Annotated in this window: 18 protein-coding genes; 13 read left to right on the forward strand and 5 right to left on the reverse strand. The window is 64.5% G+C overall.

Annotated features, from left to right (window positions below; genetic code table 11):
* Window positions 1-37: 37 nt before the first annotated feature.
* The 7 genes from GM909_RS13555 to glcF all read left to right on the forward strand — a co-directional run bounded on the left by GM909_RS13555 (window position 38) and on the right by glcF (window position 4304).
* Entirely contained in the window at window positions 38-289 is a 252-nt protein-coding gene (locus tag GM909_RS13555) for an AbrB/MazE/SpoVT family DNA-binding domain-containing protein (RefSeq protein WP_157016930.1), read from the forward strand.
* Window positions 286-690, forward strand: a complete 405-nt coding sequence (locus tag GM909_RS13560) for a type II toxin-antitoxin system VapC family toxin (protein ID WP_157016931.1) — start codon at window positions 286-288, stop codon at window positions 688-690. Before GM909_RS13555 ends, GM909_RS13560 begins: the two co-directional genes overlap by 4 nt.
* A complete protein-coding gene (gene glcE / locus GM909_RS13565) occupies window positions 690-1937 on the forward strand; it encodes a glycolate oxidase subunit GlcE (RefSeq protein WP_157016932.1) in 1248 nt (415 codons plus the stop codon). Before GM909_RS13560 ends, glcE begins: the two co-directional genes overlap by 1 nt.
* Window positions 1934-2314: a DUF4870 family protein gene (locus tag GM909_RS13570; protein WP_157016933.1), complete on the forward strand. Its 381-nt coding sequence runs from the start codon at window positions 1934-1936 to the stop codon at window positions 2312-2314. Before glcE ends, GM909_RS13570 begins: the two co-directional genes overlap by 4 nt.
* A 78-nt stretch (window positions 2315-2392) precedes the next feature.
* Complete coding sequence (locus GM909_RS13575; RefSeq protein WP_157016934.1) at window positions 2393-2620, forward strand: DUF433 domain-containing protein; 228 nt, start codon at window positions 2393-2395, stop codon at window positions 2618-2620.
* Window positions 2617-2961, forward strand: a complete 345-nt coding sequence (locus GM909_RS13580; RefSeq protein WP_157016935.1) for a hypothetical protein — start codon at window positions 2617-2619, stop codon at window positions 2959-2961. The genes GM909_RS13575 and GM909_RS13580 overlap by 4 nt, the downstream gene beginning before the upstream one ends.
* Before the next feature lie 17 nt (window positions 2962-2978).
* On the forward strand, window positions 2979-4304 hold the full coding sequence (glcF, locus tag GM909_RS13585) for a glycolate oxidase subunit GlcF (protein ID WP_157016936.1): 1326 nt from the start codon (window positions 2979-2981) through the stop codon (window positions 4302-4304).
* A 21-nt stretch (window positions 4305-4325) separates the two neighbouring features.
* Here glcF and GM909_RS13590 read toward each other — a convergent pair whose 3' ends face one another.
* From GM909_RS13590 to GM909_RS13600, 3 genes are all read right to left on the reverse strand, one after another.
* Window positions 4326-4688, reverse strand: a complete 363-nt coding sequence (locus tag GM909_RS13590) for an HVO_A0114 family putative DNA-binding protein (protein ID WP_157016937.1) — start codon at window positions 4686-4688, stop codon at window positions 4326-4328.
* Window positions 4663-4974, reverse strand: coding sequence for a toxin-antitoxin system TumE family protein (locus GM909_RS13595; protein WP_157016938.1), 312 nt, complete (start codon window positions 4972-4974; stop codon window positions 4663-4665). The genes GM909_RS13590 and GM909_RS13595 overlap by 26 nt, the downstream gene beginning before the upstream one ends.
* Before the next feature lie 182 nt (window positions 4975-5156).
* Complete coding sequence (locus tag GM909_RS13600) at window positions 5157-5963, reverse strand: L,D-transpeptidase (protein ID WP_157016939.1); 807 nt, start codon at window positions 5961-5963, stop codon at window positions 5157-5159.
* A 211-nt stretch (window positions 5964-6174) separates the two neighbouring features.
* Here GM909_RS13600 and GM909_RS13605 point away from each other — a divergent pair, with 211 nt between their 5' ends.
* The 5 genes from GM909_RS13605 to hisG all read left to right on the forward strand — a co-directional run bounded on the left by GM909_RS13605 (window position 6175) and on the right by hisG (window position 10986).
* A complete protein-coding gene (locus tag GM909_RS13605; RefSeq protein ID WP_157016940.1) occupies window positions 6175-6810 on the forward strand; it encodes a DNA-3-methyladenine glycosylase I in 636 nt (211 codons plus the stop codon).
* Window positions 6791-7213, forward strand: a complete 423-nt coding sequence (locus GM909_RS13610; protein ID WP_235911889.1) for a DUF1801 domain-containing protein — start codon at window positions 6791-6793, stop codon at window positions 7211-7213. Before GM909_RS13605 ends, GM909_RS13610 begins: the two co-directional genes overlap by 20 nt.
* A 125-nt stretch (window positions 7214-7338) precedes the next feature.
* Window positions 7339-8964 (forward strand): histidine--tRNA ligase, encoded by a 1626-nt coding sequence (gene hisS, locus GM909_RS13615; RefSeq protein WP_157016941.1) that lies wholly within the window; start codon window positions 7339-7341, stop codon window positions 8962-8964.
* A 196-nt stretch (window positions 8965-9160) separates the two neighbouring features.
* Window positions 9161-10282 carry an ATP phosphoribosyltransferase regulatory subunit gene (locus GM909_RS13620; protein ID WP_157016942.1) on the forward strand — a complete coding sequence of 374 codons (1122 nt, stop codon included), beginning with the start codon at window positions 9161-9163 and terminating at the stop codon, window positions 10280-10282.
* Window positions 10279-10986, forward strand: a complete 708-nt coding sequence (gene hisG / locus GM909_RS13625; RefSeq protein ID WP_157016943.1) for an ATP phosphoribosyltransferase — start codon at window positions 10279-10281, stop codon at window positions 10984-10986. Before GM909_RS13620 ends, hisG begins: the two co-directional genes overlap by 4 nt.
* Before the next feature lie 66 nt (window positions 10987-11052).
* Here hisG and GM909_RS13630 read toward each other — a convergent pair whose 3' ends face one another.
* Both GM909_RS13630 and fumC read right to left on the reverse strand, forming a co-directional pair.
* Window positions 11053-11472, reverse strand: a complete 420-nt coding sequence (locus GM909_RS13630) for a DoxX family protein (RefSeq protein ID WP_157016944.1) — start codon at window positions 11470-11472, stop codon at window positions 11053-11055.
* A gap of 227 nt (window positions 11473-11699) precedes the next feature.
* Entirely contained in the window at window positions 11700-13091 is a 1392-nt protein-coding gene (fumC, locus tag GM909_RS13635; RefSeq protein WP_157016945.1) for a class II fumarate hydratase, read from the reverse strand.
* A gap of 186 nt (window positions 13092-13277) precedes the next feature.
* Between fumC and GM909_RS13640 the strand changes: the two genes are divergently transcribed.
* Window positions 13278-14555, forward strand: coding sequence for a hemolysin family protein (locus GM909_RS13640; RefSeq protein ID WP_157016946.1), 1278 nt, complete (start codon window positions 13278-13280; stop codon window positions 14553-14555).
* The last annotated feature ends 123 nt before the right edge of the window (window positions 14556-14678 follow it).

Raw genomic sequence — 14678 nt, forward strand, 5'->3', positions numbered from 1 at the left:
CTTACTTTTGATCCTTCGGATATGTGGGAGATCGACGATGACCACTCTTACCGTGACGGCCAAGGGTCAGGTGACCCTCAAGAAGGAACTGCTGGCGCATCTCGGCGTCGAGCCGGGACAGAAGATCGAGGTCAATCCTTTGCCCGACGGTCAGTTGGCGATGAGGGCCGCACGGCGAAAGGGCGGCTGGGAGAAAGCCTTCGGTATTCTGGCCGGCAAGACCGACAAGGTTGCGACTATCGAGGAGATGAATGAGGCGATCGCCAAGGGTTGGGCCGGCCTGAAATGAGGCTGACCGCGGACACCAACCTGCTGGTCCGGCTTGTAGTCGAGGACGACGAGGCTCAGGCGAAAGCCGCCTTCAGGCTGCTTTCCACGGCGGGACGTGTTGCAATTTCATTGCCATGCCTTTGCGAACTCGTTTGGGTTCTCGGCAGTGTGTACAACTACAGGGCAGACGATATTGCCGACGCGGTGCGTTCGGTGGTCGAACCCGGAAATGTCGTGGCCGACGTCGTGTCGGTCGAGTTCGGGCTGGCGGTATTGGCCGCTGGCGGCGACTTTGCCGACGGTGTCATCGCCAGCGCGGGGGCGGCGATGGGCGGCGAAACATTCGTTTCGTTCGACCGCAAGGCCGTAGCGGTCGTCGACAAGATGGGGTTCAGCGCCCGACTTGCGGATACGTCTTGATGACCACCTTCACTCCAACAACTGCCGACGAGGTCCTGGAAACGGTCCGGTGGGCGGCCGCCGAGGAGGCGCCGCTGGAAATTCTCGGTCATGGCTCCAAGCGCGCCATCGGGCGGCCTGTGCAGGCCGGGCATACGCTCGACCTGTCGGGCCTTTCGGGCGTGACGCTCTACGAGCCGGAGGAACTGGTGCTGTCGGCGAAGGCCGGGACGCCGCTCGCCGAGATCGCGGCGCTGCTTGCCGAGAACAATCAGGAACTCGCCTTCGAGCCGATGGATTACGGGCCATTGCTTGGTGGACGGCCCGGGCGCGGCACGATCGGCGGCCTCCTGGCGGCCAATCTGTCGGGACCGCGGCGGCTGAAGGCGGGTGCTGCGCGCGACCATGTCCTGGGCATCCACGCGGTGAGCGGGCGCGGCGAGGCGTTCAAATCGGGCGGCCGGGTTGTCAAGAACGTGACCGGCTACGACCTCTCGAAGGGCTTGGCCGGCTCCTGGGGCACGCTGGCGGTGGCCACCGACGTGACGTTCAAGGTTCTGCCGAGGGCCGAGACCGAGGAAACGCTGATCCTGCGCGGTTTGACCGAAGACGGCGCGGCTGCCGCCATGGCGCGCGCAATGGGGTCGAGCGCAGAGGTCTCGGCGGCCGCGCATCTGCCCGAAAGCGTTACGGGACGCGTCGCGCACGGCACGCTGGCCGGTCCCGCCTCGACGCTTCTCAGGGTCGAGGGCTTCGGTCCCTCCGTCGCCTATCGCATCAAGATGCTGAAGGAATTGATGGCGCCGCTGGCGGACATGGAGACCGCGCATGAAGAACGCTCGCGCGAGGTCTGGCGGCAGATCCGTGACGTGGAGCCGTTCGCCGACGGGACCGAGCGGCCGGTCTGGCGTATTTCCATGCCGCCCTCGGAAGGCCATCTGATGGTCATGGCGCTCAGGATGGAGGCGGCGGTCGACGCCCTTTACGACTGGCAGGGCGGGCTGATCTGGCTGCGCATGGAGGCCGATCCGGAAGCCGAGCTTTTGCGCGCGCTGATCCGCCGCCACGGCGGGGGGCATGCCACGCTGGTGCGTGCGCCGCTGGCTGCGCGCGCGGCGCTGCCGGTCTTCGAGCCGCAGCCGCCGGCGCTGGCTGCCCTTGCCGAACGGCTCAGGGCCGAGTTCGACCCCAAGGCCATACTCAATCCCGGCCGTATGACGCCCGCCGCGCAATCTGTTAGCCTTGCAAGCTTGAGGAGGACCCGATGAGCGATCCGAACACGCCGTCCGACCGGCAACGCCAGACCGACCGCTGGCTGGAACCGGGCAAGGTGAACGTCCAGGTCATCTACGTCCTCTACCTCGTCGGCTTCGTCATCGGCATTTCGGCCCTCGTCGGCATCGTCCTGGCCTATATGAATCGCGGCAAGACCGGCGGCTGGGTGGAAACCCACTACACCTGGGCGATCCGCACCTTCTGGATCGGCCTGCTCTATGCGTTCATCTGTGCGCTGCTCGCCTTCGTCGCCATCGGGTTCCTGCTGATGATCGCCGTGGTCGTGTGGGTGGTGGTGCGCGTCGTCCTCGGCCTGCAGAAAGCCGCACGCGAGGAGCCGATCGACAATCCGCAAAGCTGGATGGTTTGATGGGAATGCCGGGTCCGGCAGCCGTTCGAGTCGAGCCGGTTGGTGTCGTGTTATGATGTTATCAGTTGGAGGAATGAGATGCGTATCTCGGACATTCTAAGTTCTGACCCGGACATCGTCTCGGGAGCCGTCGTGTTCAAGGGCACCCGCGTGCCGGTCGATGCGCTTTTCGAGAATCTGGCAGCGGGTGTATCGCTAGAGGAATTCCTCGATGACTTCCCGACGGTTGAACGGTCGCAAGCCGAAGCCGCGCTTCGAATGGCCGTCGACGATCTGAAGCGTGACTTCGGAAAGAAAGCGGCTTGAGAACGGTCGTCGATGAAAATGTGCCGCGCCGACTTGTCGGTGCGCTGAGAGATTTGAACTGCGATGTCGCCGCATTTCCGCGAACATGGAAGGGGCTCAAAAACGGCAAGCTTCTCGCGGAACTCGGTTCAAACGGCTTTCAATGCCTCATTACCTGCGACAAGAGCCTGGCCTTTCAACAGACGCTGGATCGTTGGGGCCTTGCGGTCATCGTTCTGCCGGCTCAACGCTTCCACCTGTTGCTGCCCATCGCACATGGTATCGCCCGGGCAATTCGTGAAATCGAGATCGGGCAAGTGGCCAGCATAGAAACAGATGGCGGGTTTGATCTTCGTTCCTAAGTCGAGCACCATAATCCATGCAAACAACCTTCACCGCCGAACAGCTTGCCGATCCGCATGTCGCCGAATCCGAGCAGATCCTGCGCAAATGCGTCCATTGCGGCTTCTGCACGGCGACCTGCCCGACCTATGTAACGCTTGGCAACGAGCTCGACAGTCCGCGCGGGCGCATCTACCTGATCAAGGACATGCTGGAAAACGGGCGGCCGGCCGACAAGGAGATCGTCACCCATATCGACCGCTGCCTGTCGTGCCTCGCCTGCATGACCACCTGTCCCTCGGGCGTCAACTACATGCATCTGGTCGATCATGCGCGCGCCCATATCGAAAAGACCTATCGCCGGCCGCTCGCCGACCGGGCGATCCGTGCGCTGCTGGCCGCCGTGCTGCCCCATCCGGCGCGCTTTCGCGCCGCCTTGCGGCTTGCCGGGCTCGCTCGTCCGCTGACCGGGCTCATCGAGCGCGTGCCCGGCCTGAATCCGCTTTCGGCCATGCTCAAGCTTGCCCCGGCCTCCATTCCGCCGGCGCCGGCCGTGGCGGGCGAACATGCCGCGCAAGGCGAACGAAGGGGACGCGTGGCGTTGCTTTCGGGCTGTGCGCAGTCGGTGCTCGATCCGGGCATCAATGCCGCGGCGATCCGGCTTTTGACCCGGTTGGGGGTGGAGGTCGTCCAGCCTTCCGGCGAGGGCTGCTGCGGTGCGCTCGTGCACCATATGGGCAAGGAGGAGGCCGCGCTGGAACGCGCCCGGCGCAATGTCGATGCATGGACGGCGGAAATCGAGAAGGGCGGGCTCGACGCGATCATAATCACGGCGTCGGGCTGCGGCACGACGATCAAGGATTACGGTTTCATGCTGCGCCTCGACCCCGACTATGCGGAAAAGGCGGCGCGCGTTTCGGCCCTGGCGAAGGACGTGACGGAATATCTGGCAGGGTTCAACCTGCCCGCGCCGGTCGTGGAGCCCGGACTGACGCTCGCCTATCATTCGGCCTGTTCGATGCAGCACGGCCAGAAGATCACCCGCCAGCCGAAGGAGCTTCTGCACAAGGCCGGCTTTGTCGTGCGCGAGCCGCGCGAGGGGCATCTGTGCTGCGGCTCGGCCGGCACATACAACATCCTGCAGCCCCAGATTGCCCGGCGGCTGCGCAACCGCAAGGTCAAGAATATCGAGGCAACGGGCGCCAAGCTCGTCGCCACCGGCAATATCGGCTGCATGACGCAGATCGCGTCCGGCTCGGCCCTGCCGGTCGTGCACACGGTCGAACTGCTCGACTGGGCCTATGGCGGGCCACGGCCGCAACGCCTCGCCGCACTGCCGCCGGTGCTGGAAGCGGCCGAGTAGGGCGCGTGGGCGCGCTCTCTTTTACGCGGCTGCGTCCAACGTTACCTCGGCGGTAATCTTGGCCCAGGGGACGTAGATCTTCTGCTGCGCATCGCGACTGACCAGTCCGGCATCGAGCAATTTCGCAACATCGGAATGAACGCCGTGGTAATCGCGGCCGAGTGCCCTGGCGAGAGAGCGGATCGATGCAGGGCCGATCTCGCGCAGCTTGATGAGCAGCTTCCAGCGGTTCGTGCTGAGAAGCGCTGCGAGTGTTTCCATCGATTCGAAGGAGAGCTCGTTGGGGCTTTGCGCAGACTGCCCTGCGTCTATCCTTCGTGCCTCCTCGCGCGCACGACGGAAAAAGGACTGGGCGCCTTCAACCCTGATGCGGATTTCGCTCATCCCGTATCTCCCTTTCGACGTCCGTTTCGAAATCGCCGATCAATTGCTCCAGCGACCTGAATATATAGGGCTCTTCACGTTCGCGATAATGCCTGTGGTCGCCTTTGCCGGTTTCGTTGTCGTAGCCGATGATGCGCTCGCCCGGCCTTCCGTAGAAGAGCGAATATTTGAGCCCGTGTGGGCGGTCGGGCGTTGTCTGCGGCAGTCGCCAAACCTTCACCTCGACGATGGCACCATTGTCCAGGATATGCTTCCATCCAAGAACGGGTGATGCTTTTCGTTGCATATGTAAGCAATACCATAGGGGAGTTGCTGTCGCAACGCAGCCACCTGCCGTCCACAAATGCAAAGGGCGGCACGCCGGTGCGTGCCGCCCTCTGGCCCGCGATCCTTGTCCTGCCGGGTAGGCGCGCAAGGATCATGTCGGCCGGGTCATCATCCCCTCAACCCGGCCGGCCCCGCGGAAGGTCACATGACGACCACCTTCGTGCCGACATCGACACGCTCGTAAAGCTCGATGACGTCCTGGTTGCGCATGCGGATGCAGCCCGACGAGACGGCGCGGCCGATCGTCGAAGGCTGGTTGGTGCCGTGAACGCGGTACAGCGTGGAGCCCAGATAAAGGGCGCGTGCGCCAAGCGGATTGTCCGGGCCACCGGCCATGTGGACGGGCAGGATGCGCCCCTTCTTCCTCTCTCGCGCGATCATTTCGGCCGGCGGACGCCAGTCGGGCCATTCGCGCTTCTGCGTCACCTTGTGGGTGCCGGCCCATTCGAAGCCCGGCTTGCCGGTGCCGACGCCATAGCGGCGCGCCGTGCCGCCGGGCTGGACATGATAGAGAAAGTTCTCGTTCGTATCGATGATGATGGTGCCGGGCCTTTCCGGGCCGTCATAGGCGACCTGTTGCGGCAGGTATTTCGGGTCGAGTCCTGCCTTGACGTTGCCTGCATTGGGCTGCGGGGCAGGGCGCACGACATGAACCGTCTTTGGCGACCGGGCGGCAGGTGGCGGTGCCTGGCGCTGCACGGGCCTGGCGTCGCGTGGGCGCATCATTACGCGCAAGCCGCGCTCCGAGGTGCCGGGAATATCGTATCGCCGTTCGTTCACGATCGGTCCGCCGACCGTGGCTCGCCTGAGCTGCGTCACCCAGGGCGCCGTCAAGTCTGGGCTGACAACGAGCGGCGGACGCTCTGCGTAGCGGTCATCGGCAAGGGCCTGCGATGCCGCGAGCGCCAGCGCGACCGCGAGCCCCGCCTTGCAAGGAGACGATTTCATCCGACGTACACTCCACATACCGTCGTACGATAGTCCGGCCGGCTTGCACGAAGCTGCCGTAGCGGTGGCGATTGTGGACAAAAGGGGCGTCGGAAAGGTGAACGGATGGGATTCAGGGCCCGATTTGTCAGGAAAGATTTCCCGATGGTTACCGGGCGGTTCATGAATCTGGTAAATGCGGCCTTAATCGCGACAAGGGAGGCGAAGGCCGATGGACGATGTCAGGACCGGGTTGATCGAGGGGGCGGACGGCGAGCAGACCTGCTTCTGGCACGGCAACGACCCGTTCTACCGCGCCTATCACGACCGCGAATGGGGCCGGCCGGTCGACGACGATGTCCGGCTGTTCGAAAAGATCTGCCTTGAAGGGTTCCAGTCGGGCCTTTCCTGGCTCACCATCTTGCGCAAGCGGGAGAATTTCCGCGAGGCTTTCGCCGGCTTCGATTTCGAGAAGGTGGCGCTGTTCGGCGACGACGATGTCGAGCGCCTCATGTCGAATGCCGGCATCGTGCGCCATCGCGGCAAGATCGTCTCCACGATCAACAATGCCCGCAAGGCGCTGGACCTGAGGAAGGAGGCGGGCTCGCTCGCAGCCTGGTTCTGGTCCTTCGAGCCGGGAGAGGATGCGCGCCCGGCGCGGATCGACTTTGCGACGCTTGCCGCCAATCCGAAGACGGAGGTCTCGACGCGGATTTCCAAGGAGCTGAAGAAGCGCGGCTGGAGTTTTGTCGGACCGACCACGGTCTATGCCTTCATGCAGGCGATGGGGCTGGTCAACGACCATATCGAGGGTTGCGCCTGCCGGGCCGAAGTGGAGGCCGCGCGCCGTGCCTTCAAACGTCCCTGAAATTGCCGATGCGGATGTCGCTGCCTATTTCGCCGCCCGGCCGGCGAAGGTGGCGAAAATGCTTTTTCGCCTGCGCGGCATGGTCTTCGATGTCGCGGCCGGCACGCCGGGCGTGGGCGCGATTGCCGAAACCACGAAATGGGGCGAGCCGTCCTATGGGCCGAAAAAGCCGCGCGTGGGAAGCTCGGTCCGCCTGACGGCGATTGGCGAGGATACCGTCGCGGTCCATTTCATCTGCCACACCGGGCTCGTCGAGCGCTTTCGCGAACTTTACCCCGACAGCTTCGACTACAAGGGCAACCGCTCGATCCTGCTTGCCGCCGGCAGCGCCTTCGATGAGGCAGCGCTGCGCCACTGCATCGCCACGGCACTGACCTATCATCTGGCAAGACGCAGCCGTTGAGCGCCCGGCCGCGGCGTGTGGCAAGCCGCGCCGGCGCTTGCCGCACGGGCACGCATCGGCTACACGCGCGGCTGTATGTTTTCGCGACCGACAAGAACCAACAGAACCGACAAAGAACGACAAGAATGACCGGCAAATCCGAGAAGATGAAAGCGCGGCTGCCGCGCGGCTTCGTCGACCGCAGCGCGGACGATATCCGCGCCGTCGACGAGATGTGCGCGAAGATCCGCGCCGTCTATGAGCGCTACGGCTTCGAGCCGGTCGAAACGCCGCTGATCGAATATACAGATGCGCTGGGCAAGTTCCTGCCCGACCAGGACCGGCCGAACGAGGGCGTCTTTTCCTTCCAGGACGACGACGAGCAGTGGCTGTCGCTGCGCTACGACCTGACCGCACCGCTGGCGCGTTACGTGGCGGAGAATTTCGAGCGCCTGCCCAAGCCCTACCGCTCCTATCGCGCCGGCTGGGTCTTTCGTAACGAGAAGCCGGGGCCGGGGCGCTTCCGCCAGTTCATGCAGTTCGACGCCGACACGGTCGGCACGCCGGGGGTCGCCGCCGACGCCGAGATGGCGATGATGATGGCCGACGTTATGGAAGCGCTGGGTCTCAATGGCCAGTACGTCATCCGCGTCAACAGCCGCAAGGTGCTCGATGGGGTGCTGGAGGCGATCGGGCTTGGCGGCGAGGAAAACGCCGGACGCCGGCTGACGGTGCTCAGAGCCATCGACAAGGCGGATAAGTTCCCCCGTGAAGAGGTCAACAAGTTACTAGGTCCCGGTCGCTGGGATGGCGGCAAGAAGGGCGAGGGTGATTTCACGAAGGGGGCTGGTCTGTCGCAAGAACAAATCGATAAGCTGCACGCTTTGATGCTTCAATCGGGCAACGCCGGAATTCTTGTCGACGAAGCGAGGGCATCTGAGGCCGAATTGTCCGCTGGGCCCTTTCCAGGCAGTACTCAATATTTATCGAACCGGCAACTCTGCAAAGATATGGCAGAGGCGGCTGAAGAGAACGGCATGGAGCAAAGTGGAATTGATGAACTCGGCACAATTGCAGCGCTTGTGGATGCGGCAGGGTACGGGCCCGACAGGATAAGAATCGACGGCTCCGTCGTCCGCGGTCTCGAATATTACACCGGTCCGGTCTACGAGGCCGAGCTTCTGGCCGAAATCCCCAACGAGAAGGGCGAGATCGTGCGCTTCGGCTCGGTCGGCGGCGGCGGGCGCTATGACGGGCTGGTCTCGCGCTTCCGCGGCGAGCCGGTGCCGGCAACAGGTTTTTCCATCGGCGTGTCGCGGCTGGTGACGGCGCTGAAGAACCTCGGCAAGCTGGAGAAGCGTTCTGCTACGGGGCCGGTCATCGTCACCGTCATGGATAGAGACCGCAAGGCGGACTACATGCGGCTGACGAAGATTCTGCGCGATGGGCTCAACCCAGTCGACGAAAACGGTAGGCCGCTCGGTCCGCCAATTCCCGTCGAGATGTATCTGGGCAATCCGAAGAATTTCGGCAATCAACTCAAATATGCCGACCGGCGCGGCAGCCCCTGCGTCGTCATCCAGGGCGGCGACGAGCGCGAAAAGGGCGAGGTGCAGATCAAGGATCTGGTCGTCGGGGCAAGACTTGCCCAGAACATTGCCGACCACGAGCAGTACAAGGAAAGCCGTCCCGGTCAGATTACCGTGCCTCAGTCCGATCTGGTCGTCGAGGTGCAAAAGATCCTCGACGCGCAGAGAGCGGAGCGGGCGTGACCGGTAGCATTTCTTCGTACCCCCCTCTGGCCTGCCGGCCATCTCCCCCGCAAGGGGGGAGATTAGCCCTCATCCACGCCTCGCCCGTCCTGCAACGCTGGCGATTGGCGAACGCCGAACTGCTGCCAATCTCCCACCTTGAGAGAGAGATGGCCGGCAGGCCAGAGGGGGGTGCTTTCATTCGGGCCGCCGCCCCATGACCCTGCGCTATCCCGCCTTCGCCCCCGACATATTGCGCCTTTTCGAAGAGCGCGGCGCCGCGCTTGCCGACGTGCCGGTGATCCAGCCGGCCGATCCGTTTCTCGACATGGCGGGCGAGGATCTGCGCCGGCGCATCTTCCTCACCGAGAGCGAGACGGGAAAGAGCCTGTGTCTCAGGCCGGAATTCACCATCCCCGTCTGCCTTGACCACATCGAAAGCCGCGCCGGCACGCCCCGCCGCTACGGCTATCTGGGCGAGGTCTTCCGCCAGCATCGCGAGGGCGGCAACGAGTTCTTCCAGGCCGGCATCGAGGATCTGGGCGAGCCCGATATCGCGAAAGCCGATGCGCGCTCGATCGCCGATGCCCATGCGCTGCTCCAATGTGCTGCGCCCGGCGCGTCCTTTGCCGTCACGCTCGGCGACCAGACGGTGTTCGAGGCGGTGCTGGCCGCGCTCGGTCTTCCGCGCGGCTGGCGCATGCGCCTTGCCCGCGCCTTCGGTTCGGCCGACCAGCTCGAGGCCGCCCTTTCCGACCTGGCCAATCCGCCGAAAAACACCGCCCTGCCGGATGAGGTGGCACCGCTCGTGGCCGATGGCGATCAGTCCGCATTGGCGGGCTTCGTCGCGCAGGGCATGGAAGAGGCGGGGCTGTCGCCAACGCTCGGCCGCGCACCGGACGAGATCGCCCGCCGGCTGATCGAGAAGACGCAACTGAGAAGCGTGCGGCTGTCGGCCGAGGCCTTCGAGGCGCTGAAGGGCTTTTTGGCGATCCGTGCGCCGCTCGGCGATGCGCCGGTTGTCTTGAACGACTTCGCCCAGGCGGCGGGCATCTCGCTCGGCGGCGCGCTGGACGCGTTTGCCGCGCGGGCCGAGGCCTTGCGCGCGCTCGGCCTGCCGATGGACGCGGTCACCTATGACGCCGCCTTCGGCCGGCCGCTCGACTATTACACCGGGCTTGTCTTCGAGATCTCGGAAAAAGGCGGCGCGCGGCCGCTCATCGGCGGCGGACGCTACGACCGGCTGCTGACGCTGCTGGGCGCAAGACAGCCCATTCCGGGCGTCGGCTTTTCGGCCTGGCTCGACCGGATCGGCGCCTTGCGGGAGGGCACGCGATGACACTGACGCTCGCTCTGCCCTCCAAGGGGCGGTTGCGCGACAAGGCGCTCGACGCTCTGGCAAAGGCCGGCCTGCCGGTCGTCGAGCCGGAGGACCAGCGCCGCTACCGGGCGCATGTCGCGGGGCGCGACGATATCGAGATCGCCTTCCTGTCGGCCTCCGAGATTGCCGGCGAAATCGGCCAGGGCAATGTCGATCTCGGCGTGACCGGCGAAGACCTGATGCGCGAGACGGTGCTCGACTGGGAGGCGCGCGCGGCAATCGAGGCGCGTCTCGGTTTCGGCCGGGCGGATGTCGTCGTCGCCGTGCCCGACATTTGGCTGGACGTGACCACCATGGCCGATCTCGACGACGTGGCGGCCGATTTCCGCCAGCGCCACGGCCGCCGGCTCAGGATCGCGACCAAATACTGGCGGCTTACCCAGCAGTTCTTCTCGCAACTGCACGGCATCCAGGTCTACCGCATCGTCGAGAGCCTGGGCGCGACCGAAGGCGCGCCGGCGGCCGGCTCGGCTGACGTCATCGTCGACATCACCACGACCGGCTCGACGCTCAAGGCGAACCATCTGCGGATATTGGAGGATGGCGTGATCCTGGAATCGCAGGCCTGTCTCGTCTCATCGCGCAAGGCGCGGGACGAGGGCGAGGCGGCGCTGCTGGATGAACTCGCCCAGCAGGTGAGAGCAGCAATCGAGGCAGGCTGAACGGCTCTCTGCAACGCAAAACGGCCCGGATCGCTCCGGGCCGCATGTTCTTTCGAAGATGATGGTTCAGCCGCGTTTGGCGTCGATCGACAGCGCGCCGGGGCCGAAGACGGCGAGGACCAGGAAGCCGCCGGCAATCGCCAGGTTCTTCTGGAAATTGATCATCTGGCCCTGGTCGGCGAAGTCGGTGTGGGCGACCAGCGCCGAGCCGACGCAGAGGAGCGCGAGCAGCACCGCGGCGATCCGGGTCTGGAAGCCGACGAGAACGGCCAGTCCGCCCAGCAGTTCGATGAGGCCGACGACAATGGTCGTCACCGTCGGCATCGGCAGTCCGAGGCTGGTGAAATAGCCGGCGGTGCCGCCGATCGCCGTGAGCTTGGAGAAACCGGCGAGGATGAACATCACGGAAAGCAGGATGCGGCCGAGCACAAGCACGGCCGAAGCGGCGGAACCGGTCTGTGCGGTAGCGGAATCATTGGTCGACATGGGGATCTCCGAAGGTTTTGTTCCGGCTGCGGGATAGCCCAGTAGCGTCGTTCACAGTAGTGGGTATGTGTACGACACATCGTTCACAATTGCATTATCGAGGGATCGCGGCAAAGCCGACCGCAGCCCTCGCCGGCCGTGCTCATCTTGCCTGGAGGACAAGGCAGAGCACGAATCCGACGGGGCAAGGATACCGCAACCTTCACGAAATCCGCAAACCGTACGCTTCACCCCGGTCGCGTCATCTCCTCGGGCCGCACGATGCGGTCGTAATCCTCTGCGCTCACCAGCCCGGTGGCGAGCGCCTCCTCACGCAGGGTGGTGCCGTTCCTGTGCGCGGTCTTGGCGATCTTGGCCGCGTTGTCGTAGCCGATCGTCGGGGCAAGCGCGGTGACCAGCATCAAGGAGCGCTCCAGCGCCGCCTTGATGTTGTCCTCGCGTGCCTCGATCCCCGTAACGCAATTGTCGGTGAAGGAAACGGAAGCGTCCGAGAGAAGCTGCACCGACTGCAGGAAATTATAGGCCAGCAGCGGATTGTAGACGTTAAGCTCGAAATGGCCCTGGCTGCCGGCGAAGGTGAGCGCGGCGTTGTTGCCGAAGACCTGCACGCAGACCTGGGTCAGCGCCTCGCACTGGGTCGGATTGACCTTGCCGGGCATGATCGACGAGCCGGGCTCGTTTTCCGGCAGCGCCAATTCGCCGAGGCCCGAGCGCGGGCCGGAGCCGAGAAAGCGGATGTCGTTGGCGATCTTGAACAGCGCGGCCGCGGCCGCGTTGATCGCGCCATGGGCGAAGACCATGGAATCATGCGCCGCCAGCGCCTCGAACTTGTTGGGCGCGGTGACGAAGTCGATGCCGGTGATGGCTGCGATGCGCTCGGCGACCTTTTCGGCAAAGCCGACGGGCGCGTTGAGCCCGGTGCCGACCGCCGTACCGCCCTGGGCAAGCTCGCACAGGCCGGGCAGGGTGAGTTCGAGGCGCCTGATGGAGGAGGCGACCTGCGCGGCATAGCCGGAAAACTCCTGGCCGAGCGTCAGCGGCGTGGCATCCTGGGTGTGGGTGCGGCCGATCTTGACGATGTGGTCGAAGGCCTTTGTCTTTTCCTCGAGAGCGGCGTGCAGATGTTTCAGCGCCGGCACGAGGTCGTGGACGATGCGTTCGGCGGCAGCGACATGCATGGCTGTCGGATAGGTGTCGTTCGACGACTGGCTCATATTGACATGGTCGTTGGGGTGGACGGGTTTTTTCGTGCCCATCTCGCCGCCAAGCATTTCGATCGCCCGGTTGGAGATCACCTCATTGGCGTTCATGTTGGACTGCGTGCCCGAGCCGGTCTGCCAGACGACGAGCGGAAAATGATCGTCGAGCTTGCCATCGATCACCTCCTGCGCGGCTTCCACGATCGCCTTGCCGATTTGCGGATCGAGCTTTCCGAGCGCCATGTTTGCCTCGGCGGCGGCGCGCTTGACGATGCCGAGCGCGCGCACGATCGACAGAGGCTGCTTTTCCCAGCCGATCTTGAAATTGCCGAGCGAGCGTTGCGCCTGCGCGCCCCAGTAGCGATCCGCCGGCACCTCGATCGGGCCGAACGTGTCTGTTTCGGTGCGGGTTGCGCTCATGGTCCTGCTCCTTGTCTGGCATTAGTGTGCATCGGTGCAAATGTCAGCGCCAGATAGCAAAAACATGAGTTGTGATGGAAGCTTTATTCGCGGCTGCTTCGCCGCGGAGTGGTCATCCGAAAGGTTTGCGCCCATTCATCACGTCGATTGACCGTAAGGTGATCCGCATATAGGCCGGTACACACCATGCTCGAACTCTTCATCGCGGCCGGACTCATCCTGCTCAACGGCGTCTTTGCCTTGTCGGAATTGTCGGTGGTGTCATCGCGGTTGCCGCGGCTGAAGCTGATGGCCGAGCAGCACCGGGCCGGGGCGAAGGCTGCCCTGCAACTGGCGCAGGATCCCGGCCGGTTCCTTTCCACGGTCCAAATCGGCATCACGCTGGTGGCGATCCTGGCCGGCGCATTTTCGGGCGCGGCGCTCGGCGGCCGGTTGGGACTGTTGCTGGCCGAACTGGGCCTGTCGCCGCGGACGGCCGGCATCGCCGGCTACGCGCTTGTGATCGGTGCGATCACGTTTTTTTCGGTGGTCATCGGTGAACTGGTGCCCAAGCATCTGGCACTGCGCAACCCGGAGCGCTTCGCCTGCGCGCTGGCGCCGGCGATGCTGTTCCTGTCGCGCGCAGCGATCCCGGTCGTCTGGCTGCTCGACACAACGACGAAAGGCCTGCTCGTCCTGCTCGGCATGGGCGGCAGAGGCCGCGATGCGCCGACCGACGAGGACATCCGCGCCATGATCGCGGAGGCGGAGAATGCCGGCGTCATCGAGACGGCGGAGCAAACGATGATCGCCGGGGTGATGCGGCTGGGCGATCGCGGTGTGCGGGCATTGATGACGCCGCGCACCGAAGTCGAGATGCTCGATGTCGGGTTGAGCGAGGCGGCGCTGCGCAAGGCACTCATTGCCACCTCGCACTCGCGCATACCGGTTTACGAGGGGGATCCGGACGCCATGATCGGCGTCGTCATCGTGCGCGACCTGTTGAAGCCGCTCCTGTCGAAGCGGAAGTTCGACCTGAAGAAGCATGCCGTTCAGGCACCTGTCGTGCCCGACACGGTCGATGCGCTCAGCGCCCTCGACGCGCTGCAGCGTGCGAACGTGCCCGTGGCGCTCGTTCACGACGAGTTCGGCCATTTCGAAGGGCTCATCACGCCTGCCGACGTGCTCGATGCGATCGCCGGGGCATTCCGCTCCGACGAGGTGGGCAGCGGCAGCCAGGCCACACAGCGCCAGGACGGCTCTTGGCTGATCAGCGGCTGGATGCCGGCCGACGAGATGGCAGACCTCATCCATATCCGACTGCAGCGTCGCCGCAGCTACGACACGGTGGCTGGATTCATCATTGACCTCTTGAAGCGCATACCCGAGGTCGGCGACACGGTCGAAGCCGAGGGCTGGCGGTTCGAGGTGGTCGATCTGGACGGAAGGCGCATCGATAAGGTGCTGGCCAGTCGGCTGGGCTGAGGCGGCCACGCTACGACATGACCGACGCCCCGCGATACGGACGTCTCCTCAACGAATAGATAGGCTTTCGGCCAAAAGAAAAGGGCGGCCCGAAGACCACCCTTTCCGTTTCGGTTGGGTTCA

This window comes from Mesorhizobium xinjiangense (assembly GCF_009749525.1).
Classification (GTDB): Bacteria; Pseudomonadota; Alphaproteobacteria; order Rhizobiales; family Rhizobiaceae; genus Mangrovimarina; species Mangrovimarina xinjiangensis.

Bases quoted from the DNA above. Each gene is read 5' to 3' on its own strand.
- GM909_RS13555 (WP_157016930.1), top strand. From the start codon at position 38: ATGACCACTCTTACCGTGACGGCCAAGGGTCAGGTGACCCTCAAGAAG.
- GM909_RS13560 (WP_157016931.1), top strand. From the start codon at position 286: ATGAGGCTGACCGCGGACACCAACCTGCTGGTCCGGCTTGTAGTCGAG.
- glcE (WP_157016932.1), top strand. From the start codon at position 690: ATGACCACCTTCACTCCAACAACTGCCGACGAGGTCCTGGAAACGGTC.
- GM909_RS13570 (WP_157016933.1), top strand. From the start codon at position 1,934: ATGAGCGATCCGAACACGCCGTCCGACCGGCAACGCCAGACCGACCGC.
- GM909_RS13575 (WP_157016934.1), top strand. From the start codon at position 2,393: ATGCGTATCTCGGACATTCTAAGTTCTGACCCGGACATCGTCTCGGGA.
- glcF (WP_157016936.1), top strand. From the start codon at position 2,979: ATGCAAACAACCTTCACCGCCGAACAGCTTGCCGATCCGCATGTCGCC.
- GM909_RS13590 (WP_157016937.1), bottom strand. From the start codon at position 4,688: ATGAGCGAAATCCGCATCAGGGTTGAAGGCGCCCAGTCCTTTTTCCGT.
- GM909_RS13595 (WP_157016938.1), bottom strand. From the start codon at position 4,974: ATGCAACGAAAAGCATCACCCGTTCTTGGATGGAAGCATATCCTGGAC.
- GM909_RS13600 (WP_157016939.1), bottom strand. From the start codon at position 5,963: ATGAAATCGTCTCCTTGCAAGGCGGGGCTCGCGGTCGCGCTGGCGCTC.
- GM909_RS13605 (WP_157016940.1), top strand. From the start codon at position 6,175: ATGGACGATGTCAGGACCGGGTTGATCGAGGGGGCGGACGGCGAGCAG.
- hisS (WP_157016941.1), top strand. From the start codon at position 7,339: ATGACCGGCAAATCCGAGAAGATGAAAGCGCGGCTGCCGCGCGGCTTC.
- GM909_RS13620 (WP_157016942.1), top strand. From the start codon at position 9,161: ATGACCCTGCGCTATCCCGCCTTCGCCCCCGACATATTGCGCCTTTTC.
- hisG (WP_157016943.1), top strand. From the start codon at position 10,279: ATGACACTGACGCTCGCTCTGCCCTCCAAGGGGCGGTTGCGCGACAAG.
- GM909_RS13630 (WP_157016944.1), bottom strand. From the start codon at position 11,472: ATGTCGACCAATGATTCCGCTACCGCACAGACCGGTTCCGCCGCTTCG.
- fumC (WP_157016945.1), bottom strand. From the start codon at position 13,091: ATGAGCGCAACCCGCACCGAAACAGACACGTTCGGCCCGATCGAGGTG.
- GM909_RS13640 (WP_157016946.1), top strand. From the start codon at position 13,278: ATGCTCGAACTCTTCATCGCGGCCGGACTCATCCTGCTCAACGGCGTC.